Origin of the sequence: Allobosea sp. TWI1241 (assembly GCF_039673065.1) — a bacterium.
Taxonomy (GTDB): domain Bacteria; phylum Pseudomonadota; class Alphaproteobacteria; order Rhizobiales; family Beijerinckiaceae; genus Allobosea.
Genome location: NZ_JBDJKW010000012.1, coordinates 85,573 through 109,220, shown reverse-complemented (window position 1 = coordinate 109,220; position 23,648 = coordinate 85,573). Strand labels below are relative to the sequence as shown.

General features: G+C 71.1%; 27 protein-coding genes. 14 read left to right on the top strand and 13 right to left on the bottom strand.

From position 1 onward, the window contains the following. Nucleotides 1-2: 2 nt before the first annotated feature. The 9 genes from ABE438_RS15705 to murJ all read right to left on the bottom strand — a co-directional run bounded on the left by ABE438_RS15705 (nucleotide 3) and on the right by murJ (nucleotide 8,843). Nucleotides 3-1,133: a PhoH family protein gene (locus ABE438_RS15705; RefSeq protein ID WP_346503586.1), complete on the bottom strand. Its 1,131-nt coding sequence runs from the start codon at nucleotides 1,131-1,133 to the stop codon at nucleotides 3-5. Nucleotides 1,134-1,250: 117 nt separating this feature from the next. Next, nucleotides 1,251-2,603 carry a tRNA (N6-isopentenyl adenosine(37)-C2)-methylthiotransferase MiaB gene (miaB, locus tag ABE438_RS15700; RefSeq protein WP_346503585.1) on the bottom strand — a complete coding sequence of 451 codons (1,353 nt, stop codon included), beginning with the start codon at nucleotides 2,601-2,603 and terminating at the stop codon, nucleotides 1,251-1,253. A gap of 106 nt (nucleotides 2,604-2,709) precedes the next feature. Further along, the gene (locus ABE438_RS15695; RefSeq protein WP_346503584.1) at nucleotides 2,710-3,510 is read right to left on the bottom strand and encodes a lysophospholipid acyltransferase family protein; all 801 of its coding nucleotides are present in this window, start codon (nucleotides 3,508-3,510) and stop codon (nucleotides 2,710-2,712) included. Nucleotides 3,511-3,625: 115 nt separating this feature from the next. Next, nucleotides 3,626-4,123 carry a GNAT family N-acetyltransferase gene (locus tag ABE438_RS15690; protein ID WP_346503583.1) on the bottom strand — a complete coding sequence of 166 codons (498 nt, stop codon included), beginning with the start codon at nucleotides 4,121-4,123 and terminating at the stop codon, nucleotides 3,626-3,628. Between the two features lies 1 nt (nucleotide 4,124). Next, entirely contained in the window at nucleotides 4,125-4,808 is a 684-nt protein-coding gene (gene tsaB / locus ABE438_RS15685) for a tRNA (adenosine(37)-N6)-threonylcarbamoyltransferase complex dimerization subunit type 1 TsaB (protein WP_346503582.1), read from the bottom strand. Between the two features lie 66 nt (nucleotides 4,809-4,874). Next, entirely contained in the window at nucleotides 4,875-5,441 is a 567-nt protein-coding gene (locus ABE438_RS15680) for a NifU family protein (RefSeq protein WP_346503580.1), read from the bottom strand. 99 nt (nucleotides 5,442-5,540) lie between these two features. Further along, complete coding sequence (locus tag ABE438_RS15675; protein ID WP_346503579.1) at nucleotides 5,541-6,035, bottom strand: universal stress protein; 495 nt, start codon at nucleotides 6,033-6,035, stop codon at nucleotides 5,541-5,543. A gap of 82 nt (nucleotides 6,036-6,117) precedes the next feature. After that, nucleotides 6,118-7,179 (bottom strand): tryptophan--tRNA ligase, encoded by a 1,062-nt coding sequence (gene trpS, locus ABE438_RS15670; RefSeq protein WP_346503578.1) that lies wholly within the window; start codon nucleotides 7,177-7,179, stop codon nucleotides 6,118-6,120. A gap of 50 nt (nucleotides 7,180-7,229) precedes the next feature. After that, a complete protein-coding gene (gene murJ, locus ABE438_RS15665) occupies nucleotides 7,230-8,843 on the bottom strand; it encodes a murein biosynthesis integral membrane protein MurJ (RefSeq protein ID WP_346503577.1) in 1,614 nt (537 codons plus the stop codon). A 60-nt stretch (nucleotides 8,844-8,903) separates the two neighbouring features. Between murJ and ABE438_RS15660 the strand changes: the two genes are divergently transcribed. Further along, a complete protein-coding gene (locus ABE438_RS15660; protein WP_346503576.1) occupies nucleotides 8,904-9,440 on the top strand; it encodes a Panacea domain-containing protein in 537 nt (178 codons plus the stop codon). A 5-nt stretch (nucleotides 9,441-9,445) separates the two neighbouring features. Continuing rightward, the gene (locus ABE438_RS15655; protein ID WP_346503575.1) at nucleotides 9,446-9,709 is read left to right on the top strand and encodes a hypothetical protein; all 264 of its coding nucleotides are present in this window, start codon (nucleotides 9,446-9,448) and stop codon (nucleotides 9,707-9,709) included. On the opposite strand, the gene hslU is transcribed toward ABE438_RS15655, so the two are convergent. The 3 genes from hslU to hslV are packed head-to-tail and all read right to left on the bottom strand — an operon-like array spanning nucleotide 9,699 to nucleotide 12,716. Continuing rightward, nucleotides 9,699-11,006, bottom strand: a complete 1,308-nt coding sequence (hslU, locus tag ABE438_RS15650) for an ATP-dependent protease ATPase subunit HslU (protein WP_346503574.1) — start codon at nucleotides 11,004-11,006, stop codon at nucleotides 9,699-9,701. The two genes, ABE438_RS15655 and hslU, sit on opposite strands and share 11 nt — an antisense overlap. Nucleotides 11,007-11,055: 49 nt before the next feature. Next, entirely contained in the window at nucleotides 11,056-12,150 is a 1,095-nt protein-coding gene (locus ABE438_RS15645) for a hypothetical protein (RefSeq protein WP_346503573.1), read from the bottom strand. After that, nucleotides 12,147-12,716 carry an ATP-dependent protease subunit HslV gene (gene hslV, locus ABE438_RS15640; protein ID WP_465248626.1) on the bottom strand — a complete coding sequence of 190 codons (570 nt, stop codon included), beginning with the start codon at nucleotides 12,714-12,716 and terminating at the stop codon, nucleotides 12,147-12,149. Before hslV ends, ABE438_RS15645 begins: the two co-directional genes overlap by 4 nt. Nucleotides 12,717-12,844: 128 nt before the next feature. Here hslV and hisB point away from each other — a divergent pair, with 128 nt between their 5' ends. The 10 genes from hisB to ABE438_RS15590 all read left to right on the top strand — a co-directional run bounded on the left by hisB (nucleotide 12,845) and on the right by ABE438_RS15590 (nucleotide 19,907). Continuing rightward, nucleotides 12,845-13,432 (top strand): imidazoleglycerol-phosphate dehydratase HisB, encoded by a 588-nt coding sequence (hisB, locus tag ABE438_RS15635; protein ID WP_346503571.1) that lies wholly within the window; start codon nucleotides 12,845-12,847, stop codon nucleotides 13,430-13,432. A 31-nt stretch (nucleotides 13,433-13,463) separates the two neighbouring features. After that, the gene (locus tag ABE438_RS15630) at nucleotides 13,464-13,952 is read left to right on the top strand and encodes a DUF2628 domain-containing protein (protein WP_346503570.1); all 489 of its coding nucleotides are present in this window, start codon (nucleotides 13,464-13,466) and stop codon (nucleotides 13,950-13,952) included. Further along, nucleotides 13,949-14,605, top strand: coding sequence for an imidazole glycerol phosphate synthase subunit HisH (gene hisH, locus ABE438_RS15625; RefSeq protein WP_346503569.1), 657 nt, complete (start codon nucleotides 13,949-13,951; stop codon nucleotides 14,603-14,605). The genes ABE438_RS15630 and hisH overlap by 4 nt, the downstream gene beginning before the upstream one ends. Next, entirely contained in the window at nucleotides 14,593-15,333 is a 741-nt protein-coding gene (hisA, locus tag ABE438_RS15620) for a 1-(5-phosphoribosyl)-5-[(5-phosphoribosylamino)methylideneamino]imidazole-4-carboxamide isomerase (RefSeq protein WP_346503568.1), read from the top strand. The genes hisH and hisA overlap by 13 nt, the downstream gene beginning before the upstream one ends. A 115-nt stretch (nucleotides 15,334-15,448) precedes the next feature. Continuing rightward, nucleotides 15,449-16,213: an imidazole glycerol phosphate synthase subunit HisF gene (gene hisF, locus ABE438_RS15615; RefSeq protein WP_346503567.1), complete on the top strand. Its 765-nt coding sequence runs from the start codon at nucleotides 15,449-15,451 to the stop codon at nucleotides 16,211-16,213. A 53-nt stretch (nucleotides 16,214-16,266) separates the two neighbouring features. Beyond that, the gene (locus tag ABE438_RS15610) at nucleotides 16,267-16,584 is read left to right on the top strand and encodes a phosphoribosyl-ATP diphosphatase (RefSeq protein ID WP_346503566.1); all 318 of its coding nucleotides are present in this window, start codon (nucleotides 16,267-16,269) and stop codon (nucleotides 16,582-16,584) included. Nucleotides 16,585-16,651: 67 nt separating this feature from the next. Continuing rightward, entirely contained in the window at nucleotides 16,652-17,611 is a 960-nt protein-coding gene (coaA, locus tag ABE438_RS15605) for a type I pantothenate kinase (RefSeq protein WP_346503565.1), read from the top strand. After that, a complete protein-coding gene (locus ABE438_RS15600) occupies nucleotides 17,612-18,058 on the top strand; it encodes a YqaA family protein (protein ID WP_346503564.1) in 447 nt (148 codons plus the stop codon). 78 nt (nucleotides 18,059-18,136) lie between these two features. Next, nucleotides 18,137-18,487 (top strand): RidA family protein, encoded by a 351-nt coding sequence (locus tag ABE438_RS15595; protein ID WP_346503563.1) that lies wholly within the window; start codon nucleotides 18,137-18,139, stop codon nucleotides 18,485-18,487. Nucleotides 18,488-18,518: 31 nt separating this feature from the next. Further along, a complete protein-coding gene (locus ABE438_RS15590) occupies nucleotides 18,519-19,907 on the top strand; it encodes a hypothetical protein (protein ID WP_346503562.1) in 1,389 nt (462 codons plus the stop codon). A gap of 10 nt (nucleotides 19,908-19,917) precedes the next feature. Here ABE438_RS15590 and ABE438_RS15585 read toward each other — a convergent pair whose 3' ends face one another. After that, nucleotides 19,918-21,066, bottom strand: coding sequence for an aminotransferase (locus tag ABE438_RS15585; protein WP_346503561.1), 1,149 nt, complete (start codon nucleotides 21,064-21,066; stop codon nucleotides 19,918-19,920). 320 nt (nucleotides 21,067-21,386) lie between these two features. On the opposite strand from ABE438_RS15585, the gene ABE438_RS15580 reads away from it, so the two are divergent. Beyond that, nucleotides 21,387-22,886 carry a cobyric acid synthase gene (locus tag ABE438_RS15580; protein ID WP_346503604.1) on the top strand — a complete coding sequence of 500 codons (1,500 nt, stop codon included), beginning with the start codon at nucleotides 21,387-21,389 and terminating at the stop codon, nucleotides 22,884-22,886. A gap of 129 nt (nucleotides 22,887-23,015) precedes the next feature. After that, entirely contained in the window at nucleotides 23,016-23,615 is a 600-nt protein-coding gene (locus ABE438_RS15575; protein ID WP_346503560.1) for a TetR family transcriptional regulator, read from the top strand. Nucleotides 23,616-23,648 lie beyond the last annotated feature (33 nt).

The window sequence follows — 23,648 nt, the reverse complement described above, 5'->3', positions numbered from 1 at the left end:
GTTCATCGCGGCCGCTCCCGCGACAGCATGCGCTTCAACCCTTCGTCGGCCGGCTCGGTCGAGGCGGCTCCTGCCGGCTGCAAGGCGGCGAGTTGCGCCTCGCGCTCCTCGCGCTCGCGCCGGGCCGCGTCCTCATAGGCGAAAACGATGCGCCGCACCAGCGCGTGGCGGACGACGTCGCCCTCCGCGAAGCGCGCATAGCCGACGCCCTCGACATCGCGCAGCAGCCGCGTCGCCTCGACCAGGCCGGAGCGCTGGCCGGGCGGCAGGTCGATCTGCGAGGGATCGCCGGTGACGATCATGCGCGAACCCTCGCCCAGGCGGGTGAGGAACATCTTCATCTGCACCGAGGTGGCGTTCTGCGCCTCGTCGAGCAGCACCACGGCGTTGCTCAGCGTGCGCCCGCGCATGAAGGCGAGCGGCGCGATCTCGATCATGCCGGTCTGCAGGGCGCGCTCGACATGGCGCGCCTCCATGAAGTCGTTCAGCGCGTCGTAGATCGGCCGCAGATAGGGATCGACCTTCTCGCGCATGTCGCCGGGCAGGAAGCCGAGGCGCTCGCCGGCCTCGACCGCCGGGCGCGACAACACCATGCGCTCGACCACGCCCTGCTCGATCAGCGAGACGGCGTGGCCGACGGCGAGCCAGGTCTTGCCGGTGCCGGCCGGCCCTTCGGCGATCACCAGCTCGTGGCGCTTGAGCTGGCGCAGATAGGCGTCCTGCGCGGCGTTGCGCGCCCGGACCGGCCCGCGCTTGCGGGTGACGATCGCGTCGAAGCTGGTCTTGCCGGCCTCGGCGGAGGGGAAGAGCGAGCGCTGGACGTTGCTCTCCTCGATCGCGCCGTCGACTTCGCCCAGCGTCACCGGCGCGCCGGTCTTGGCGCGGGCGTAGAGGGTGCGCAGCACCCGGCCCGCCTGCTCGGACGGCTCGCGCCCGCCGCGGATGGTGACGCGGTTGCCGTTGGGGCTGATCACCACGCCGAGCCGGCGCTCGATATGCGCGAGGTTCTGGTCGTAATGGCCGAAGACCAGGCCGGCGAGCCGGTTGTCCTCGAAGCTCAGCTCGAGATCGCCGGCGGCGTCGCGCTCGGTCTCGTCGCGGCGGGCGCCGCGCTCGGATCTCGGATTCGTCATGTCGGCCGGGGCCAAGGGCATCTCCCTGATGCAGGATTCACGCGGCGTCGCAGCGCAACCGATACCAGAACGCACGAGACGGACCCGCGTTGCGCGGGCCGGCCGGACAAAGCCGGCTCAAGCGGCCAGCTCCCGGCGGACGGGACGGCCGAACAGCGAATTGGAGCCGGCACGCTCGATCGCGACCATGACGCGGTCGCCGATGGCGTGGCTGTCGCTCTCGATCTGCACCGCCTGCATATAGGGCGTCTTGCCGGCGAGCTGGCCGGGATGGCGGCCGGCGCGCTCGAGCAGCACCTCGACGGTGCGCCCGACCATGGCGCGGTTGAAGTCCTGCCGGTGCTCCTCGACCAGGGCCTGGAGCCGGTAGAGCCGCTCGTCCATCACTGCGGCCGGCAGCTGCGCCGCGATCTCGGCCGCCGGCGTGCCGGGACGCGGCGAGTACTTGAAGGAATAGGCCGAGGCGAAGCGCACATCGGCGATCAGCCGCATCGTCTCCTCGAAATCGGCGTCGGTCTCGCCGGGGAAGCCGACGATGAAGTCCGAGGACAGGGCGATGTCGGGCCGCGCCTCGCGGATGCGGGCGATCAGCCGGCGATACTCGTCGGCGGTGTGCTTGCGGTTCATCGCCGCCAGCGTGCGGTCGGCGCCCGCCTGCACCGGCAGGTGCAGGAAGGGCATGAGCTGCGGCAGGTCGCGATGCGCGGCGATCAGCTCGTCGTCCATGTCGCGCGGATGGCTCGTCGTGTAGCGGATGCGGGCAATCCCCGGCACCTCGGCGATGCGATGCATGAGACGGGCCAGCGTCCAGACGCGGCCGTCCGGCCCCTCGCCGTGATAGGCGTTGACGTTCTGGCCGAGCAAAGTGACGTCGCGCACCCCGGCCTCGGCCAGGCGCGCGACCTCGGCCAGAACCTGCGCGACCGGGCGCGAGAATTCGGCGCCGCGGGTATAGGGCACGACGCAGAAGGCGCAGAACTTGTCGCAGCCCTCCTGCACCGTGACGAAGGCGGTGACGCCGCGCGCCAGGATCGCCGCCGGCTTCGGCGCCGGCAGATGGCCGAACTTGTCCTCGGGCGGCAGCTCAGTGTCGACGACGCGGCCGCCGCGCGCCTGGCGCAGCAGCTCGGGCAGGCGGTGATAGGTCTGCGGGCCGACCACCAGATCGACCGCCGGCTGGCGGCGCTGGATCTCGGCGCCCTCGGCCTGGGCGACGCAGCCGGCGACGACGAGTTGGGTCTCGCGGCCCTGGGCGCGGCGCTCGCGCTTCAGGTCCCGCAGCTTGCCGAGCTCGGTATAGACCTTGTGGGAGGCGCGCTCGCGGATATGGCAGGTGTTGAGCAGGACGAGGTCGGCGTCCTCCGGCGTCTCAGTCTCGACATAGCCCTCCTGCCCGAGAACGTCGGCCATGCGCTGGCCGTCATAGACGTTCATCTGGCAGCCATAGGACTTGATGTGGACTTTCTTCATCGACGCGGATCCGGCCTCAGTCCCGTCTCCCTACCCCAGTCGGTCGCGGTTTGGGAACCATATCGCCGCCGCAACGGCGGGCGCAACCGCCACCCCGCGCTTTCGCTCAGGCACGTGACCGGCCGGTGACGGCCTCCTGTCGCGCCCGGCGGATCGCGATCTCGGCGAGGCGCGTCGCCTCCTTGCGCGAGAGCTTGCGGCCCATGCGGATCGGCTCGCCCCAGGCCAGCTCGACATCAAGCGCGCCGGCGTTGAGCATGTCCCTGAGATGCGGCGCCAGCTCGACGTCGCCGGCCCAGGCCATGGCGGAGCGTTCGGCGCGCCCGCCGCGCAGGCCCTGCATGCCGACATAGGTGATGCAGAGCGGGTAGACCGTGACCTCGGCCTCATCGCTGCCGCCGCGCAGCGCCTCGTGCGCGGCGCCGAGCAGCGAGGAGCGCAGCGGCAGGATGCGCGTGCCGTCGCCGGTGGTGCCCTCGGCGAAGAGCACGACCGCCTGCCCGTCGGAGAGGCGCTGGCCCATCTCGGCGGCGACGCCGGCCGTGGCGCCGCGGCGCAGCCGGTCGATGAAGACGGTGCGCTGCAGCTTCGAGAGCCAGCCGATCACCGGCCAGCCGCCGACCTCGGCCTTGGCGACGAAGGAGAGCGGCCTGACCGAGCCGATCACGCCGATATCGAGCCAGGAGACATGGTTGGCGACGATCAGCCCGCCCTCGCCCTTGCCGGGCGGGGTGCCGCGCATGGTTATCCGCACGCCGAGCCCGCGGCAGACCACGCGGTGGAACAGGCGGGTGAAGTAGAAGGGCCGGCCGAAGCGCATCGCCACCAGCTGCGGCGGAATCAGCACCAGCGTGCCGAGCACGATCAGCGCGAGCCGCACCATGGCCCCGGGGCGAAGTCCGTTCATCCTCGTCCGTTCATGCAAGGGGCGCGGGGCCGGGCCCCGCTCGCGGCGAGGCTATAGTCGCGCGCACCCGCCGCGTCCATGGCGGCCGGGCGCGCTGCATGGCCGCGCAGACCGCTCACCCGATGTCCCGCCGCATCACCAGCGCCGCGGCGCGGCTGCCGTCGGCCTTGGGATAATAGCCCTCGCGGCGGCCCACCTCGCCGAAGCCGAGCCGGCGGTAGAGCGCGATGGCGGCGGTGTTGCCCTCATCGACCTCGAGGAAGAGCCGGGCGATGCCGCGCCGGGCGAGCTGGTCGAGATGGGCGCGCATCAGCCCGGCGCCGAGCCCGTTCCGGCGCGCCTGCCGGGCGATGACGACGCTGAGCACTTCCGCCTCGTCGGCGGCGAGACGCGACATCACGAAGCCCTTCAGCGCCGTGCCGTCGCCCGAGAAGACACCATCGGCGACCACGGCGCGCTCGACGAGCAGGCCGGCGCATTCGGCCGGGTCCCAGAGCCGGGCGAAGCCGCCCTGATGGTGCAGCGCGGCGACCGCCGCCGCGTGCGAGGCGTCGAGCGGGCCGGTCCGCGGCGGGCCGCCCGGACGGCGCAGCAGGGCGTCGAGCCAGTCCATCTCAGCGGCGCGGCAGGCGGGCCCGGTCCTGCGGCGTGGTCTCGGGTTCCTTGAGGTAGATCGGCCGCGGCGGGGCGCTCTGCGGATCGGCGATCAGGCCGAGGCGGGCGACCCAGACCACGTCGGGCGCCTTGGCATCGTCGACCACGACCGCGTCCAGACCGATCGCCCAGGCCTCGTTGGCGACGGCGAGCGCGGCCGAGCCGACCAGCGAGACCGGGCCGGCGCCGATGGCGCGGGCCGCGTCGCGATGGCTGACCTGGCGAATGGAGACGAGCTGCTTGCCCTGGGAACTCAGCGCCTGGAACCAGACCTGGCCGTGGCGGGCGTCGAGGGCGGCGGCGATGACTCGCCCGCCCTCGCGGCCGACCAGCGGCGCCGCGGTCGCCGCGAGCGTGGAGACGCCCACCGCCGGGATGCCCGCGGCGAAGGCGATGGCGCGCGCGGCGCTGACGCCGACGCGCAGGCCGGTATAGGAGCCCGGCCCGATGGTGACGGCGACGCGGTCGAGCGAGCCGATGCCGCCCGCGGTGGCGGCGACGACGCGCTCGATCATCGGCATCAGCGCCTCGGCATGGCCGCGCTCCATCGCCGTCTGCTCGACGGCGACCGGAACGCTCTCACCGGCGTCGAGGACACAGGCTGAACAGGCGCCGAGCGCCGTATCGATCGCGAGGATGCGCATCAGGGCGAGTTCCGGACGAAGGGATGTCCGCTTCTGGCCGCGATCACGCCGTGATGCAAGCCGCGATCAGACGGCTTCCACCTCGCGAACCTGCGGCAGAAAGTGGCGCAGCAGGTTCTGGATGCCGTGCTTGAGCGTCGCGGTCGAGGAGGGGCAGCCGGAGCAGGCGCCCTTCATGGCGAGATAGACCACGCCGTCGCGGAAGCCGCGGAAGGTGATGTCGCCGCCATCGCCGGCCACCGCCGGGCGGATCCGGGTCTCGAGCAGTTCCTTGATCGTCTCGACGGTCTGGGCGTCCTCGTCGGCGAAGAACTCCTCCTCGCCCTCGGGAACCGCGTCATGCGCCGCGTCTTCGCCCATCAGCGGGGCGCCGGACATGAAGTGCTCCATGATCGCGCCGAGGATGGCCGGCTTGAGATGCGGCCATTCGCCGTCGGACTTGGTCACGGCGATGAAGTCGGAGCCGAAGAAGACGCCGGAGACGCCCTTCACCGCGAAGAGGCGGGTGGCGAGCGGCGAGCGCTCGGCGAGCGCCGGATCGCGCAGCTCGACCGGGCCGCCGGGCGAGACGGCGCGGCCCGGCAGGAATTTCAGGGTCGCGGGATTGGGTGTGGCTTCGGTCTGGATGAACATGGTGGCCTCCGGTACCGGCGGGTCAAGGCCGCCGTTCCTGCTCCCGATATAGGCCGCTGTCCGGAATCATTCCAGCCGCAAGGCCGCGACGAGCCTGCGTCAGGCCAGCGCGTCGATCTCCTCGTCGGCGAGGTGGCCGGGGACGATCGCGACCGGGATCGGGAAGGTGCCGGCGCTCTTGCCTGCGAGCGCGCCGACCAGCGGGCCGGGGCCGCTGCCGCCGGTGCCGGCGGCGAGGACCAGCAGCGAGATGTCCTCGTCGGCCTCGATCAGCTTGACCATCTCGTCGGCCTTGGAGCCGGTGCGCACGACCTTCTCCGGTTCGAGACCGGCTAGCGAGCGCACCGAATCGGCAGCCGATTCGATCAGCGCCTCGGCCTTGGCCTCGGCCTCGGCCTGCATCACCTCGCCGACGCCGAGCCAGGTCTCGTCGGCCGGCGGCGTCACCACGCCGAGCAGCACGATCGAGGCGCCGAGGCGCGCGCAGCGGCGGGCGGCAAAGCGCACCGCCTTGGCGCATTCGGGGCTGTCGTCGACCACCGCGAGGAATTTCGGGCGATGGCCCGTTTCGTAGGACCGCCGTCTCTTGACCATTGCCGAAGCCTGTCGCCGTATTCCGGATGGGCCATGGTGACAGGCGCCGCAGCGTCAGCGCAACCCCGCCACCGGCGGCGGCTCAGCGCCGCCGGACGAAGCCCGTAATGTCCTTGACGTCGCGCATGATCGGCGCGGCGATCGCGCCGGCCCGGTCGGCGCCGTCGCTGAGGATGCCGTCGATATGCGACGGATCGGCCAGCAGGCGGCGGATCTCGGCGCCGATCGGCGACAGCCGCGCCACGGCGAGATCGACCAGGGACGCCTTGAAGCCGGAGAACTGGCCGCCGCCGAAGCGCTGCAGCACCTGCGCCTTGGCCTCGCCGGCGAGGCCGGCATAGATACCGACGAGGTTCTCGGCCTCGGGCCGGCCCTCGAGCCCCTTCTCCTCGGAAGGCAGCGCCTCCGGATCGGTCTTCGCCTTGCGCACCTTCTGGGCGATCATGTCGGCATCGTCGACGAGGTTGATGCGCGAATAGTCCGACGGATCGGATTTCGACATCTTCTTGGTGCCGTCGCGCAGGCTCATCACGCGCGGCGCCGGGCCCTGCGTCATCGGCTCGGGCATCGGGAAATAGCCCTCCTCGCCGGTACCGAGGCCAAGCTCGGCGATGCGCGCGCCGAAATCGTTGTTGAACTTCTGCGCGATGTCGCGGGTCAGCTCGAGATGCTGCTTCTGGTCCTCGCCGACGGGCACATGCGTCGCCTTGTAGAGCAGGATGTCGGCCGCCATCAGCACCGGATAATCGTAGAGCCCGACGGAGGCCGCCTCGCGGTCCTTGCCGGCCTTCTCCTTGAACTGGGTCATGCGGTTCAGCCAGCCGAGGCGGGCCACCGTGTTGAACACCCAGGCCAGCTCGGCATGGCCGGAGACCTGGCTCTGGTTGAAGATGATCGAGCGCTTCGGATCGACGCCGGCGGCGATATAGGCGGCGGCGACCTCGCGCGTCGCCCGGGTCAGCTCGGCCGGGCCACCCCAGACGTCGAGGCCCTGCGTGATCGCGTGCATGTCGACGACGCAATAGATGCACTCATGCGTGTCCTGCATCGCCACCCAGTTCACCAGGGCGCCGAGATAGTTGCCGAGATGCAGCGTCGAGGTCGGCTGCATGCCGGAGAAGACGCGTTCGGGGAAAGAGGCCATGGGGCGCTTCCGTCTATCGGGCGGGAGGGGGCCGGCCGCGCGCATGCGGCTCAGGATCGCGGCCTTCTGGCGGATGCACCGCGAAGGCGCAAGAGCCGAGCGGGCATGACGGGGTCGAAAGCGCGGAGCAGGAAGCCGGCCAGCGCATAGGCCGCGGCGCCCGACAGGCACAGGCCGGCGAGCGCGCCGAGCCGCGCCGGCATCGGCGCCGACGGCGCCAGCCAGGGGCCCAGCAGCGGCAGCAGCAGCCAGAGCGCGGCCGCCATCGCTGCGCAGGCGGCGAAGAGCGCGACGAGGGGCCGCAGGCCGGCGAGGCGCGGGCGCCACAGCCCGTCGCGCAGCAGGCAGAGGGCGAGCCAGCCGGCCTGCGCCAGGAAGGCGGCGCTCGCCGCCTGCGCCGCGACGGTCGCGGCCTCGCTGCGGCCGAGCATCAGGAAGCCCGCCAGCACGGCGACCGCGACGGCGGCGAAGCCGGCGGCGAGCGCCGGGCCGGGCCGGTGGCGGACGAAATAGACCTGGCCGAAGACCTTGGCGACCAGAGCCAGCGGCAGGCCGGGCGCGAAGGCTGCGAGCGCGGCTGCGGTGCGCAGCCGGTCCTCCGCGCCGAAGCGGCCGTTCTCGAACAGCACCGAGACGATCGGCTCGGCCAGCAGCATCAGCGCCACGGCCGCCGGCAGCGCCAGCGCCAGGCCGAGCGCCAGCGCCCGGGCCAGCAGCGGATCGGGACCGGCAAGGCGCTCCCCCGCCATGGCCGAGAGCACCACCGTGCCCATGGCGGCGCCGAAGAAGGAGAGCGGCAGCTGGAAGACGCGGTCGGCATAATGCAGCGCCGCGACCGAGCCCGCCCCGGTCGAGGCGAGCTGGGTCGAGACCAGCAGCACGAGCTGCGCCGCCGAGGCCGCGAGCAGCGTCGCCCCGCCGGTGCGCAAGAGCCGGGTCAGGTCCGGCGAGGGCGACAGGCTCGGGCGCGGCACGCCGACGCGGCGTAGGTCCCAGAGCACCAAAGCGAGATGGGCGAGCCCGGTCAGGCTGAGGCAGAGCGAGAACAGGACCGCACTGCCATGGGCGTCCTCGCCGCGGCGGAAGGCGACGAGCAGCGCGAGCAGCAGGATGACGTTCATCAGCGCCGGCGCCAGCGCGGCGACGAGAAAGCGGCCCTGGGCGTTGAGCAGCGCCCCGAGCAGCGCCGCCAGCGTGGTCAGCAGCACGAAGGGCAGCATCAGCCGCGTGTAGAGCGTCGCCAGCGCCAGCGTGTCGGGCTCGCCGGCGAAGCCGCCGGCCATGGCGAGCACCACCCAGGGCGCGGCGATCTCGGCCAGCGCCACGAAGGCGAGCAGCACCAGGCCGAGCCGGCCGAGCGCCCGCCCGGCGAAGTCGGTGGCGGCCTGAGCGCCGCGCTCGCCCCGGATCGCCAGATAGAGTGGCACGAAGGGCGCGTTGAGCCCGCCCTCGCCGAGCACGCGCCGCACCAGATTGGGCAGGCGCAGCGCCGCCAGCAGCGCATCCGCCACCGGCCCGGTGCCGAGCAGCCGGGCGATCATCACGTCGCGGGCGAAGCCGAGCAGGCGCGACAGGATCGTCGCCGCCCCGACAACGGCGGAATCGCGGGCGAGGCGTGCAGTCGCCGGGAGGGCTTGCTCGGGAGGACCGGATGCGGGCGTCAAAACTTGATCGTTGCCCTTTTGTTCGATTGCTGATTCACTTCAGTTAGATGGGAGCCTGCCATGAAGCCAGAATTCGATCGCGAGAAATTCAAGGCCGCCCTCCACTATCTGTGCCGACATGCGGACGAGGATTTCGGCAGGGTCAAACTCCATAAGGCGCTGTACTTCGCCGACATGCTGCACTTCGTCGACAAAGGCGAGCCTCTCACCGGGGTCGACTACGTCAAACAGCAGTTCGGGCCGACCGCGCGGCATCTGAAATGGGGCCTGGACGAACTGGTGCGGGAGGGCGCGCTCCGGGTGTCGCAGGAGCGTTATTTCGGCTTGCCGAAATACGTCTTCCGATCGCTGCGCGAGCCCGCCAGCAACCATCTGTCGGATGACGATCGCACCTTGTTGGACGAGGTCCTGAAGTTCGTGGCCGACCATAGCGCCACCGCGATCTCGGAACTCAGCCACAACGAAGCCTGGCATGCCTTCGAGACGGGGGAGGTCATTCCCTACGAAACGGCCTACTGGCTCGTCCCGACCGAGGTGACCGACGAGGATATGATTTGGGCCGAAGCGCAGATGCGCGAGCACGCCTGCGCGAGCTGAGCGGCATGATCCCCATCCGGTGGTCGGAGATGGCGCTTGCCGGTCTCGAGCGGCTCATCGCGCCGGAGCGGGTACCGGCCGCGCGCAAGGCCATCGATCTCAAGCTGGGCTTCGCCGGAGGCTCCGGCCTCCGGCGCCTCACCGTCTTCGGCGACCGCCCGATCTACGTCTTCACCCTGTTCGCCGGCGTCATCCTGCGGATCGTCGTCGAGATCGGCGAGTACGCGGTCGTCTGGCATGTCGGCCGGCAACCGGACGCTACAGGATAAACCGGCTCAGATCGGCGTTGCGGGCGAGGTCGCCGATGCGCGCTTCGACATAGGCCGCATCGACGACGATGCGCTCTCCGGCCCGGTCGGTCGCGGTGAAGGAGATCTCGTCGAGGACGCGCTCGATCACCGTCTGCAGCCGGCGCGCGCCGATGTTCTCGACGGTGGCGTTCACCTCGACGGCGATGCGGGCGATGGCCGCGACGCCGTCCGGGGTGAAGTCGACCGCGACTTCCTCGGTCGCCATCATTGCCACCGACTGCTTGATCAGGCTGGCCTCGGTCTCGGTCAGGATGCGCTTGAAATCCTCGACGTCGAGCGGCGAGAGCTCGACGCGGATCGGCAGGCGGCCCTGCAGCTCCGGCAACAGGTCGGAAGGCTTGGAGACGTGGAAGGCGCCCGAGGCGATGAAGAGGATGTGGTCGCTCTTCACCGGCCCGTGCTTGGTCGCCACCGTCGTGCCCTCGATCAGCGGCAGCAGGTCGCGCTGTACGCCCTCGCGCGAGACATCAGCGCCGGAGCGGCCCTCGCGGGCGCAGATCTTGTCGATCTCGTCGAGGAAGACGATGCCGTTCTCCTCGACCTCGCGGATCGCCGCCTGCACGATCGCCTCCTGGTCGATCAGCTTGTCGCTCTCCTCGGCGAGCAGCGGCGCATAGGCGTCGCGCACCATCATGCGGCGCGGCTTGCCCTTCTGGCCGAAGGCCTTGCCGAGCATGTCGGAGAGGTTGATCGCGCCGATCGAGGCGCCGGGCATGCCGGGCATCTCGAACATCGGCGCCGCCTGGGCGCCGGCGACCAGCTCGACCTCGATCTCCTTGTCGTCGAGCTCGTTGGCGCGCAGCTTGCGGCGGAAGGAATCGCGGGTGGTGGCGCTGGCGGTGGCGCCGACGAGAGCGTCGAGCACGCGCTCCTCGGCCGCGACATGCGCCTTGGCCTGCACGTCCTTGCGCCGGCTCTCGCGCACCAGCCCGATCGCCACCTCGACGAGGTCTCGCACGATCGATTCGACGTCGCGGCCGACATACCCGACCTCGGTGAACTTGGTGGCCTCGACCTTGAGGAAGGGCGCGTTGGCCAGCCTGGCGAGGCGCCGCGCGATCTCGGTCTTGCCGCAGCCGGTCGGCCCGATCATCAGGATGTTCTTGGGCGCGACCTCCTCGCGCAGCGGCCCTTCGAGCTGCTGGCGGCGCCAGCGATTGCGCAGGGCGATGGCGACGGCGCGCTTGGCGTCCTTCTGGCCGACGATGTAGCGGTCGAGTTCCGAGACGATCTCGCGGGGGGAAAAGCTGGTCATCTGATATCCAGGCAACGGATCAAGAACGGGGACGGGCACTTGGGCCGCGTCACGCGATGGGCGGCGGGCCGGCCGGCGGCAGGCCGTCGCGCCAGCGCCCGGCCGGCAGCAGCGGCAGCAGCGCGCCGCGCAAGCCGCGCCAGCCGGCGGAAAGGCCGAGCACCACGGTGGCGAGGCCGAGCAGGGTCAGCGGCATGCCGAGCCCGCCCGGCAGCCTCGCCGCCAGCAGCCAGGCGATGGCGATGCCGGCATAGCTCAGCCCGGAGACGATCAGCGCACGCCGGTCGATCACCAGCGCCACCAGCCCGAGCAGCACGAAGATCAGCAGCAGCCCCAGCGCCTTGGCGGTGCCGAAGCCCTCGAGCCCGCCGGTGACGAGATGCACCGCCGGGTGGACGATCATCGGCGCCGCCAGCATGTGCAGCCAGAAGGCGGTGTCGGCGCGGCGGGTGCGGCGCAGCGGGTCGCCCATGTCGACGCGCATCGCGGCGAAGAAGACCCAGAGCCCCATCAGGAAGGTGATCGGCACGAAATAGAGCCGCAGCAGCGACGGGTCGATCAGGGTGAAGACGCCGGCCAGCACGGCCACGACGCCGAGCGCGCCCAGCGCGGCGTCGATCGGCACGCGGAAGCGCCAGTGATGCAGGCCGGCCGCCGCCATCACGCCGGCGCCGCCGATGATGGCGAGCAGGCCTTCGCCGCGCGTCGCCGCCTGCGGCATGCCGAGGAGCACGCTGCCGCCGAGCACGGCGAGCATGGCGGCGCAGCCGACGAACATGACCGCGAGCACGATGGAGGGCAGCGCCAGCCGCATGCGGCGCGAGAACCATTCCGCCAGTCCCCAGGAGACCAGCAGCCCGGTCGCGGCGAAGGCCTCGCCGAGGCCGAGCGCGCGCGCCAGGCCGAAGAGCGCGGCGGCGAGCAGGCCGACGCCGATGGTGACGAAGACGTCGTTGAAGCCGCCGATCAGGCGGAAGCGCTCGTCGTCGGGGTCGAGCGTGCGGGGCTCGGCTGCCGACCATTCGCGGCCGGGCGGCGGCGTCGCCTCGCGGCGCATGCGGGCGATGTGGGCGATTCGGATCGCCTGGGCCTGGTCGATGATGCCCTCGGCGACGGCCGCTTGCAGGTCGTCCTCGCGGATCATAGCGCCTCCAGGCTCTCGATGACGAGACTGTGGTTGGTGTAGACGCAGATGTCGCCGGCGATCTTCATCGCCTTGCGCACGATGGTCTCGGCGTCGGTCTCGACATCGACCAGCGCGCGCGCCGCGGCAAGCGCATAGTTGCCGCCGGAGCCGATCGCCATCACCGCGCCCTGCTCGGAAGGCTCGGGCTCCAGCACGTCGCCGGTGCCGGAGATCAGCAACGAGACTTCCTTGTCGGCCACCAGCAACATCGCCTCGAGCCGGCGCAGATAGCGGTCGGTGCGCCAGTCCTTGGCGAGCTCGACGCAGGCGCGCAGCAGTTGCGTCGGATACTGCTCCAGCTTGGCCTCCAGCCGCTCGAACAGGGTGAAGGCGTCGGCGGTGGCGCCCGCGAAGCCGGCGATCACCGCGCCCTTGGCCAGCCGGCGCACCTTGCGGGCATTGCCCTTCATGATGGTGGGGCCGAGCGAGACCTGCCCGTCGCCGCCGATCACGACCCGGCCTCCCTTGCGCACCATCAGGATCGTGGTCGCATGCATGACCGGAGCTTTGCCGGCATCGTCCATGGCTTCGCCTTCCATCGTCTGCTTCGCCGGGCCAGATGTAGGACTTTTCCCGGCCGGCACAATCGCAAGGTGGCGCGTGCCTACCGGCGCTGCTAAAGCACCGACCGAAACAGGAAGGGTTGCAGGCGATGCGTTCGGGCGAAGTGAAGCGCCGTACCAACGAGACCGATATCGCGGTCAGGCTCGTGCTCGACGGCACGGGCAAGGCCGAGATCGCGACCGGCGTCGGCTTCTTCGACCATATGCTCGACCTCTTCGCCCGCCACGCGCTGATCGACCTTTTCGTCACGGTGAAGGGCGACACCCATATCGACGACCATCATTCGGTCGAGGATGCCGGTATCGCGCTCGGCGAGGCGCTGAAGCAGGCGCTGGGCGACAAGAAGGGCATCCGCCGCTATGCCGACGTGCACCTGCCGATGGACGAGACGCTGACCCGCGTCGCCGTCGACGTCTCGGGCCGACCCTTCCTGGTCTTCCGCACCGAATTCAGGGCGCAGAAGATCGGCAGCTTCGACACCGAGCTGGTGCGCGAGTTCTTCCAGGCCTTCGCGATCAATGCCGGGCTGACCCTGCATGTCGAGACGCTCTACGGCGACAACGCCCACCACATCGCCGAAAGCTGCTTCAAGGGCCTCGCCCGGGCGCTGCGCCAGGCGCTCGAGGTCGACCCGCGCGAGGGCGGCCGCGTGCCGTCGACCAAGGGCGCCCTCTGAGGCCGGCCGCGTTTCCGGAGGAACCACGCACATGGCGTTCTTTCAGGTCCTCGTGCCTCCGCCCGGCCCTGGCGGCCCGCGGGAGGAGATCGAGCAGGCGCGTCTCCTGCCCGAGCGTTTCAGCTGGCCGGCCTTCGTCTTCGGCGGGCTCTGGCTGCTCTGTAAGCGGCTCTGGCTCGCCTTCATCCTCTATGCCGTGGTCTGGGCGCTGCTGTTCTGGCTGCAGCGCCAGGCCGGACTGCCGGGCGGCTCGCTGCTGCTGTCGCAGGCGGCGCTCGGGCTCTTCCTCGGGCTGGAGGGCCACAACCTCGTGGCGCGCAAGCTCGCCCGCAAGGGCTGGCGGCTGGTCGACGTGGTCGAGGCCGCCGACCTCTCCGGGGCCGAGCGGCGCTATTTCGAGCGGGCGCTGCTCGCCGCGCCGGCCGCCCCGCGCCAGCCGGAGGCACAGCTCGTCCCGTCCTTCCTCGCCGGCCGGCCCGCGCCGGTGATCGGCCTGTTCCCGGAGGCCAACGGCCGATGAGCCAGCGCGTCGCCATCGTCGACTACGGGTCGGGCAACCTGCATTCCGCCGCCAAGGCCTTCGAGCGCGCCGCCGCCGAGGCGGGGGTCGCCGCCGCGATCTCCGTGACCAGCGACCCGGCCGCGGTCGCCGCGGCCGACCGCATCGTGCTGCCGGGCGTCGGCGCCTTCGCCGATTGCCGCAAGGGGCTCGACGCGGTCTCCGGCATGGTCGAGGCGCTGGAGGAGAGCGTGCGCGGCAAGGGCCGGCCCTTCCTCGGCATCTGCGTCGGCATGCAGCTGCTCGCCAGCCGCGGGCTGGAATATGTCACCACCGAAGGCCTGGGCTGGATTCCCGGCGACGTGGCGCTGATCCGCCCGCGCGACGAGAGCCTGAAGATCCCGCATATGGGCTGGAACACGCTGCACGCGCAGGACGAGCACCCGCTGCTCGCCGGCATCGAGACCGGCCCCTCGGGCTGGCACGCCTATTTCGTGCACTCCTACGCCCTCGTCGCCGAGCGGGCGCAGGACGTGCTCGCCATGACCGATTACGGCGGTCCGGTCACCGCCTTCGTCGCGCGCGGCAACATCGCCGGCACGCAGTTCCATCCCGAGAAGAGCCAGAAGCTCGGCCTCCGGCTGATCGGGAACTTCCTGAGGTGGCAGCCTTGATCCTCTTCCCCGCCATCGATCTCAAGGAGGGGCGCTGCGTCCGCCTCAGGCAGGGCGACATGGCCCAGGCCACCGTCTTCAACGACGATCCCGCCGCCCAGGCCCGCAGCTTCGAGGCGCAGGGCTTCGCCTGGCTGCACGTGGTCGATCTCGACGGTGCCTTCGCCGGCAAGCCGATGAACGCCGCCGCCGTCGAGGCGATCCTCGCCGCGGTGCGCTTCCCCGTGCAGCTCGGCGGCGGTATCCGCGACATGAAGACGGTCGAGGGCTGGCTCGCCAAGGGCGTCGCCCGCGTCATCATCGGCACCGCCGCGGTGCGCGATCCCGGCTTCGTGCGCGAGGCGGCGAAGGCCTTCCCGGGCAAGGTCGCGGTCGGCATCGACGCGCGCGACGGCCAGGTCGCGGTCGAGGGCTGGGCCGAGACCTCCTCGCTCGCCGCGGTCGATCTCGGCCGCCGCTTCGAGGACGCCGGCGTCGCCGCGATCGTCTACACCGACATCGCTCGCGACGGCATGCTGCAGGGCGTCAACTGGGACGGCACGATCGCGCTCGCCAACGCGCTCTCCATCCCGGTGATCGCCTCCGGCGGGCTGGCCTCCATGGCCGATATCGAGCGGCTCTGCGCGCCCGAGGCGGCGATGCTGGAAGGCGCGATCACCGGCCGCGCCCTCTATGACGGCCGCATCGACCCAGCACAGGCGCTGGCGCGGATCGCGAAAGCGGGCTAGGCGGCGCGCGCGACAGCGCCGCACGGGGATGCGATTTCCCTTTTGGGGACGATCCCTCTAGGTTGCGCCGCCCGTACCCTCCGGTACGGGCGGATATCGCCGGCGGAACCATCCGATGACTTTGAAGATCCGCATCATCCCCTGCCTCGACGTCAAGGACGGCCGTGTCGTCAAGGGCGTGAAGTTCCTCGACCTCGTCGATGCCGGCGATCCGGTGGAGGCCGCCAAGGCCTATGACGCGGCCGGGGCCGACGAGCTCTGCTTCCTCGACATCACCGCCAGCCACGAGGATCGCGGCACGCTGCTCGACGTGGTGACGCGCACCGCCGAGGCCTGCTTCATGCCGCTGACCGTCGGCGGCGGGGTGCGCAAGGTCGAGGACATCCGCGCCCTGCTGCTCGCCGGGGCCGACAAGGTCTCGATCAACACCGCGGCGGTGACCAATCGCGGCTTCGTCAAGGAAGCGGCCGAGAAGTTCGGCGACCAGTGCATCGTCGTCGCCATCGACGCCAAGCAGGTCTCGCCCGGCCGCTGGGAGATCTTCACCCATGGCGGGCGCAACCCGACCGGGATCGAGGCCGTCGCCTTCGCCCGTGAGGTCGTCTCGCTCGGCGCCGGCGAATTGCTGGTGACCTCGATGGACCGCGACGGCACCAAGTCCGGCTACGATCTCGGCCTGATGCGCCGCATCGCCGATTCGGTCTCGGTGCCGGTGATCGCGTCCGGCGGCGTCGGCGATCTCGACGATCTCGTCGCCGGCGTGCGCGAGGGCCACGCCTCGGCCGTGCTCGCCGCCTCGATCTTCCATTTCGGCACCTACAGCATCCCGCAGGCCAAGGCGCACATGGCCGCCGCCGGCCTGCCGATGCGGCTCGACTGAGCGATGGCGCGGCGCGCCCGGCCAGCCCGGCAGAGACGGCGGAGACCAGCGACATGACCTTCACGCTGAGCGATCTCGAACGCATCGTCGCGGAGCGGGCGACAGCAGCGCCGGAGGAATCTTGGACGGCGAAGCTGCTCGCCGCCGGCCCCGAGCGCGCCGCCAAGAAATTCGGCGAGGAGGCCGTGGAGGCCGTGATCGCCGCGGTGAAGGGCGACCGCGCCGAGCTGATCGCCGAGAGCGCCGACGTGCTCTACCACATGCTCGTGTTGCTCAAGGCCCGCGATGTTGCATTGCAGGACGTGTTGAGCCAGCTTGAGGCCCGAACCGCGCGCTCCGGCCTGGCCGAGAAGGCGTCGCGCCCCCGATGATGGCGAGGCTCGTCGCGCGTTGAACCTCGAAGCCTGGAATTCCGGGGGGCTCATGGACCAGCGGCCGATGCCGGCATCGCCCTCCCCCGACGTCGTCTCTCCCTATCGCCGCTTCTCCCGTGACGAGTGGGCGCATCTGCGCGCCGACACGCCGCTGACGCTGTCGGCCGAGGACCTGATCAAGCTGCAGTCGATCAACGACCCGATCTCGCTCGACGAGATCGTGGCGATCTACCTGCCGCTGTCGCGCCTGCTCTCGCTCTACGTCGCCGCCACCCAGGGCCTGTTCAAGGCGACCCAGCGCTTCCTGATGGCCGAGGCCGAGGTGAAGGTGCCCTATATCATCGGGGTGGCCGGCTCGGTCGCGGTCGGCAAGTCGACCACGGCGCGCGTGCTCAAGGCGCTGCTCTCGCGCTGGCCGAACACGCCCAAGGTCGAGCTCGTCACCACGGACGGGTTCCTGCTGCCCAATGCCGAGCTCGAGCGCCGCAAGCTGATGCAGCGCAAGGGCTTCCCCGAGAGCTATGACGGCGCGGCGATCCTGCGCTTCCTCTCCGAGGTCAAGGCCGGCAAGCCGGTGGTGACGGCCCCGGTCTATTCGCATCTGGTCTACGACGTGGTGCCGGGCGAGGAGATCACGGTCGAGCGGCCCGACATCCTGATCCTCGAAGGGCTCAACGTGCTGCAGCCCAACCGGATGACCCGCGGCGGCACCGCCCTGCCCTTCGTCTCCGACTTCTTCGACTTCTCGGTCTATCTCGACGCCGAGGAGGACGATTTGCACCGCTGGTATGTCGACCGCTTCATGACGCTGCGCCAGACCGCCTTCCGCGATCCGCGCTCCTTCTTCCGCAAATATGCCGAGATCGCCGAGGCCGACGCGCTCTCCATCGCCGAGACGCTGTGGACCGGCATCAACCTGCCGAACCTGCGCGAGAACATCGTGCCGACGCGCCAGCGCGCCAGCCTGATCCTGACCAAGGGAGCGAGCCATCGCATCCGCGAGGTCGCGCTGCGCAGGCTCTGAATGGAGATGCTCGCCGCGCTCGGCCTGATGGCCGGCGCCGCCTTCGTCGCCGCGACGCTTTTGCCGGCCCAGTCGGAAGCCGTCTTCATTGGCCTGCTCGCCGCCGGCAGCGTGCCGCCGCTGCTGCTGTTCTGCGTCGCCACCGCCGCCAACACCGCCGGCTCCGCGGTGAACTGGTGGCTCGGCCGGATCATCGCCAGCGGCGGGCTGGAGCGGCTGCCGGCGCGGCTGCGGCCCGATCCCGGGCGCCTCGCCCAGGCGCAGGGCTGGTTCGCCCGCTTCGGCTGGCCCTCTCTGCTCTTCGCCTGGCTGCCGGTCGTCGGCGATCCGCTGACCCTGGTCGCGGGCTCGCTGGGCTATCCGTTCGGGCGCTTCCTGCTGCTGGTGCTGGCCGGCAAGGCGGCGCGCTACGCCCTGCTCTGGGCCGGCTGGACCGCGGCGATGTAAGTTTTTGCAGTGCCGGGGCTTTGCACGGCACCCACCGCCGGGCTACCAGCGAAGGGCCTTTATCCTGGAGACTGCCTCATGAGCATCAAGCGTATCGCCCCCGGCCCCCGCATGTCGAAGGCCGTCGTGCACGGCAACACGGTCTATCTGGCCGGCCAGGTGGCGGACAAGAGCGCCGGCAAGAGCGTCGGCGAGCAGACCACCGAGATCCTGTCGATCATCGACGGGCTGCTGGCGGAAGCGGGCTCCGACAAGTCCAAGCTGCTGATGGTCAACATCTGGCTGGCCGACATGTCGACTTTCGCCGAGATGAACGCCGTCTGGGACGGCTGGATCCAGGCCGGCGCCACGCCGGGCCGCGCCACCGTCGAGGCCAAGCTGGCCGGGCCGCAGTACACGGTCGAGATCGCGGTCATCGCCGCCGTCTGAGACGAAGCCTCGCGGCGAGGACGCCCTCCGCATGGACCCCAATCTGTCCGGCATCCTCGCCCGGGTGTCGCAGCGGGAGGGCGTTCCGCCCACGCTTCTCCTCGGTATCCTCGCCTCGATGGGCGCGGCATCCGGGAAGCCCGACTTCACCCGGATCGAACACGACCTGCTGCGCAAGGCCGGGGATTTCCTCGCCCTGCGCGGCAGGCTCCAGACGCCGTCCGGCCGGGTTCCGGAGATCGACGCGCTGCGCTCAGGCGCGGCGCAGGCGCTGGAGCAGGGCCGCCTCTCCGAGGCGGACAGGCTGCTGGCCCAGGCCGAGCAGCGCAATCTCGACGATACGACCGCCGGCGACGCGGCCACGCGCGAGCGCCTGCTGCTCGCCGCCTCCTACCGCACCGACCGCGGCGACGTCGCCATGCTGCGGCTCACCCCCCAGGCCTATCGCGACGCCGCGACCCGCTATGCGGAAGCCGCGCTGATCGCGGCCTCGACCGATCCGGCGCTCGCGCGCGTGCTCGGCTGGAAGCAGGCCGATGCGCTGGCCCGGCTCGGCGCCGATTTCCGCGACCGCAGCGGCTTCTCCTCCGCCATCGCCCATCTCCAGGCGCTGCTCGCCAAGCTCGATCCCTGGCGCGAGCCGGTCCATTTCGCCGAGATCCGGCTGCGGCTCGGGCGCTCGATCACCGGACTGTCGCATCTCGACGCGGATATCGGCCAGCTGCGCCAGGCGGCCGAGATCTATCGCGAGACGCTGGAAGACCTGCCGCGCGACAAGGCGCCGGGGCTGTGGGCGACGCTGCAGGGCCGGCTCGGCGAGGCGCTGGCCCGGCTGGGCGAGCATGACGACGACGCCGAGCAGCTGGAACAGAGCGTCGCGGCGCTGCGCGTGGCGATCGCCGGCATCGACCGTCAGCGCCTGCCGCGCGAATGGGCGCGCCAGCAATTCGAGCTCGGCAAGACCTATGTGGCGCTCGGCCTGCGCGCCAGCGGCGCCGCCGCGCTGGAATCGGCGGTGAACTGCTTCAACCTCGTGCTGCAGGACTGGACCCGCGCGCTGACCCCGCTCGATTGGGCCGACGTGCAGGACCGGATCGGCGCGGCGCTGACCGGGCTCGCCGCCTATTACCGCGAGCCGGTGGTGCTGGAGGAGGCGATCGCCGCCTGCGACGCCGCCCTGCTGGAACGGCGGCGCGAGACCGTGCCGACGCTGTGGGCGAAGACAGTGGCCAATCGCGGCGAGGCGCGGCTGCGGCTGGCCGCACTGACGCGCGAGCGGGCTCAGGCCGAGCTGGCCGCGACCGAACTCATGCAGGCGGTGGAGACGCTGCGCGGCCTGTCGCTGGCCGAGGTGGCGCGGCCGATGGAGCCGCTGCTGATCCGGGCCGCGACCCTGGTGAAGACCCTGCCGCCGGCCTGACGGCCGCCGATCAGCGCCGCGCGGCCGCCGCCAGCCGCTCGAGCGCGGCGTCCAGCGTCGCGTCGTGCTTGGCGAAGCAGAAGCGCACCACGGTGCGCACCGCGCCCTGCGCGTAGAAGGCGCTGACCGGGATCGCGGCGACACGGTGCTCGGTGACCAGACGGCGGCACCAGGCGACGTCGTCGCTCTCGCCGAGCGGGGCGATGTCGACATTGAGGAAATAGGTGCCGACGCTGGGCAGCACCGGGAAGCCGAGATCAGCGAGGCCGGCGGCGAAGCGATCGCGCGAGCGCTGGAACCGGGCGCGCATACCCTCGAAATAGGCGTCGTCCTTGCCGAGGCCATAGGCGACCGCCGCCTGGAGGTTCGGCGGAGTGGTGAAAGTGATGTACTGGTGCGCCTTGGCGAGCACCCGCATCAGCCGCGGCGCCGCCATGACCAGGCCGACCTTCCAGCCGGTCAGCGAGAAGATCTTGCCGGCCGAGGAGATCTTCACCGTGCGCTCGCGCATGCCGGGCCGGCTCATCAGCGGCTGGTGGCGGGCGCCGTCGAAGACGATGTGCTCCCAGACCTCGTCGCAGATCGCCACCGCGTCATGGCGCACGCAGAAAGCGGCGAGCAGGTCGAGATCGGCCTGGCTGAACACGGTCGCGGTCGGGTTCAGCGGGTTGTTGAACAGCACGACCCTGGTCCGGGGCGAGAAGGCGGCGGCGAGCGCCTCCTCCGTCAGCCCGAAGGCGGGCGGGCGCAGCGTCACGAACTTCGCCACGCCGCCGGCCCGCTCGACCAGCGGCAGATAGGCGTCGTACATCGGCTCGAACAGCACGACCTCGTCGCCCGGCGCGAGCAGCGCCAGCAGCGCGCCGGCGATCGCCTCGGTGGCGCCGGAGGTGACCATGACCTCGCTCTCAGGATCGAGGTCGAGCCCCTGCCAGTGGCGGAAATGCGCCGCCGCGGCATGGCGCAGCTCGGGCAGGCCCATCATCGGCGGATACTGGTTCCAGCCGTTGACCACGGCGTCGGCCGCCGCCTTGCGCACATCCTCCGGCCCCGGATCGTCGGGGAAGCCCTGGCCGAGATTGACGGCCTCGTGCTCGCGGGCGAGCCGCGACATCACTTCGAAGACACTGGTCTCGAGGGCGGAGAAGATCGGGTTCATCGCGTCAGGCCGGTCATGGTCGATGCAGGGTGAGGCGCCATAGCACGCCGGCCCCGCAGATGCACCCGAACCGGCACCGGCCGGGGCGCGCCGGCATCGTGAAAACTTTCGAGTGATGATTGTTGACAATCGTCATCGATCAGTGTTTTCTCGTGATCAGCCGGTCCGCACCGACCCGTCTTCGGTTCTTCGCCCCTTTGGAGCCGATGGCGGACGGTGCAGGCCGGCGAACCTTTTTCAGGGCTTCTGCCGCCGCTTGCCCCGGCCCGCGCCTGCCCCTATCAGGCCCCATGGCACGCACCCGCCCCACCCCCGCCGTGATGGTGCTCGGCACCGGCTCCAATGTCGGCAAGTCGCTGATCGTGGCCGGGCTCTGCCGGCTCTTCGCCGATCGCGGGCTGGCGGTGCGCCCCTTCAAGCCGCAGAACATGTCGAACAACGCCGCCGCGACCGCGCTGGGCGAGATCGGCCGGGCGCAGGCGTTGCAGGCGCGCGCGGCCCGCATCGCGCCGCATGTCGACATGAACCCGGTGCTGCTCAAGCCCGAGAGCGAGACCGGCAGCCAGATCGTGCTGCAGGGCCGCGTCGCCGGCCGCCTCGCCGCCGGCGATTTCGCGCGCCGCGGCGATTTCCTGCCGCGCGTGCTCGAGAGCTTCGCCCGGCTGGGCGACGGCGCCGACCTCGTCATCGTCGAGGGCGCCGGTTCGCCGGCCGAGACCAATCTGCGCGCCCGCGACATCGCCAATCTCGGCTTCGCGCGCGCCGCCGGCGTGCCGGCCGTGCTGGTCGGCGACATCGACCGCGGCGGCGTGATCGCCAGCCTGGTCGGCACCCATGCGGTGCTCGACGCCGGCGACCGCGCCATGATCCGCGGCTTCGCGATCAACCGCTTCCGTGGCGAGCCCGCGCTGTTCCGAGACGGGCTCGCCACCATCGCCGCCGCCACGGGCTGGCCCTCGCTCGGCATCGTGCCCTGGTTCCCGCAGGCCGCGCGGCTGCCGGCCGAGGACGGTCTCGACCTGATGCGCGAGCCGGCGCGCACCGGCGCCCGTCTTCAGATCGCGGTGCCGGTTCTGCCGGGCATCGCCAATTTCGACGATCTCGACCCGTTGCGGCAGGAGCCGGACGTGGCGCTGCGGATGATTGCGCCCGGCACTGCCCTGCCCGGCGACGCCGACCTCGTGGTGCTGCCGGGCTCGAAGACCACGCTGCGCGACCTGGCGCGGCTGCGCGCCGAAGGCTGGGACACCGATCTGCGCGCCCATTGGCGGCGCGGCGGCCATGTGCTCGGCCTGTGCGGCGGCTACCAGATGCTCGGCCGCGTCGTCCGCGACCCGCTCGGGCTCGAAGGTCCGCCGGGCGAGGCGGAGGGGCTCGGCCTGCTCGACGTCGAGACCGTGCTGACGCCCGACAAGACCGTGCGCGAGGTCGCGGTCGCCCACCCGGCCAGCGGCACGGACGGACGGGCCTACGAGATCCATCTCGGCGCGACCACCGGCCCGGACACGGCGCGCGCACCCTTCCTGCGCGAGGGCGAGCCGGAGGGCGCGGCGAGCGCAGACGGGCGCGTCACCGGCACCTATCTCCACGGAGTGCTAGCAGGCGATGCGCTGCGCGCCGCGTTCCTGGCGCGGATCGCCGGCCGGCGGCTCGCGGCCGGGCCGGGCTACGAGGCCGGGGTCGAGGCGGCGCTGGATGCGCTGGCGGCCCATCTCGCCGCCCATCTCGACATCCCCGCACTGCTGGCGATCGCCCGGGAGGGGGCGGCACGCGACGCAGCCGGAATGAGCCGGCGCGATGGCGCAACCGCGGTGACGTAGCGACAGAATTTTGTCAGGACGCGGGCAATATTCGCTGATCTCTCAAATCGTTGACGACTGACGAAGATCGTCATATGACTAGCCCGATCAACCCCGTCACAGAGTAGTAGTGAGCAGGCACCGCTTCGCATGAGCAGTCCGGAACGCGATACGCGGCGCGAGATCATCGAGACCGCCGAGGGCTTCTTCCGCCAGATCGGCTATCAGAAGACCACCGTCGCCGACATCGCCAAATCGCTGCGGATGAGCCCCGCCAACGTCTATCGCTTCTTCGACTCGAAGAAGGCGATCAACGAGGCGGTGGCCGAGCGCGCCATGGTCGAGCTCGAGGCCGCCGTCCACGAGATCGCCGCCCGCAAGCGCCCGGCCGCCGAACGCCTGCGCGAGGTGCTGCTCGCCTCGCACCGCCTCAACGCCGCCCGCTATGTCGAACATCACCACCTCCACGAAATGTTCGCCTGCGCCATGGAGGAGAGTTGGGACGTGGTGCGCGGCCATATCGAGCGCTACGACGCGGTGCTCGACGCGCTGATCCGGGAGGGCGTCGCCGGGGGCGAGTTCACCGTCGCCGAGCCGGCGCTGGCGACACGCTGCGTCCGCACCGCCTTTGTGCGCTATCTCCACCCGCTGCTGATGAGCCAATGCGCCGCGCTGCCGAGCCCCGATGCCGAGGCGATGATCGACTTCATCCTGATCGGCCTCGGCCACCGCCCGAAGGGCGCCGCCTGAGCCCGCCTTGTCCGCAGCCAATCCGGCGCCGCC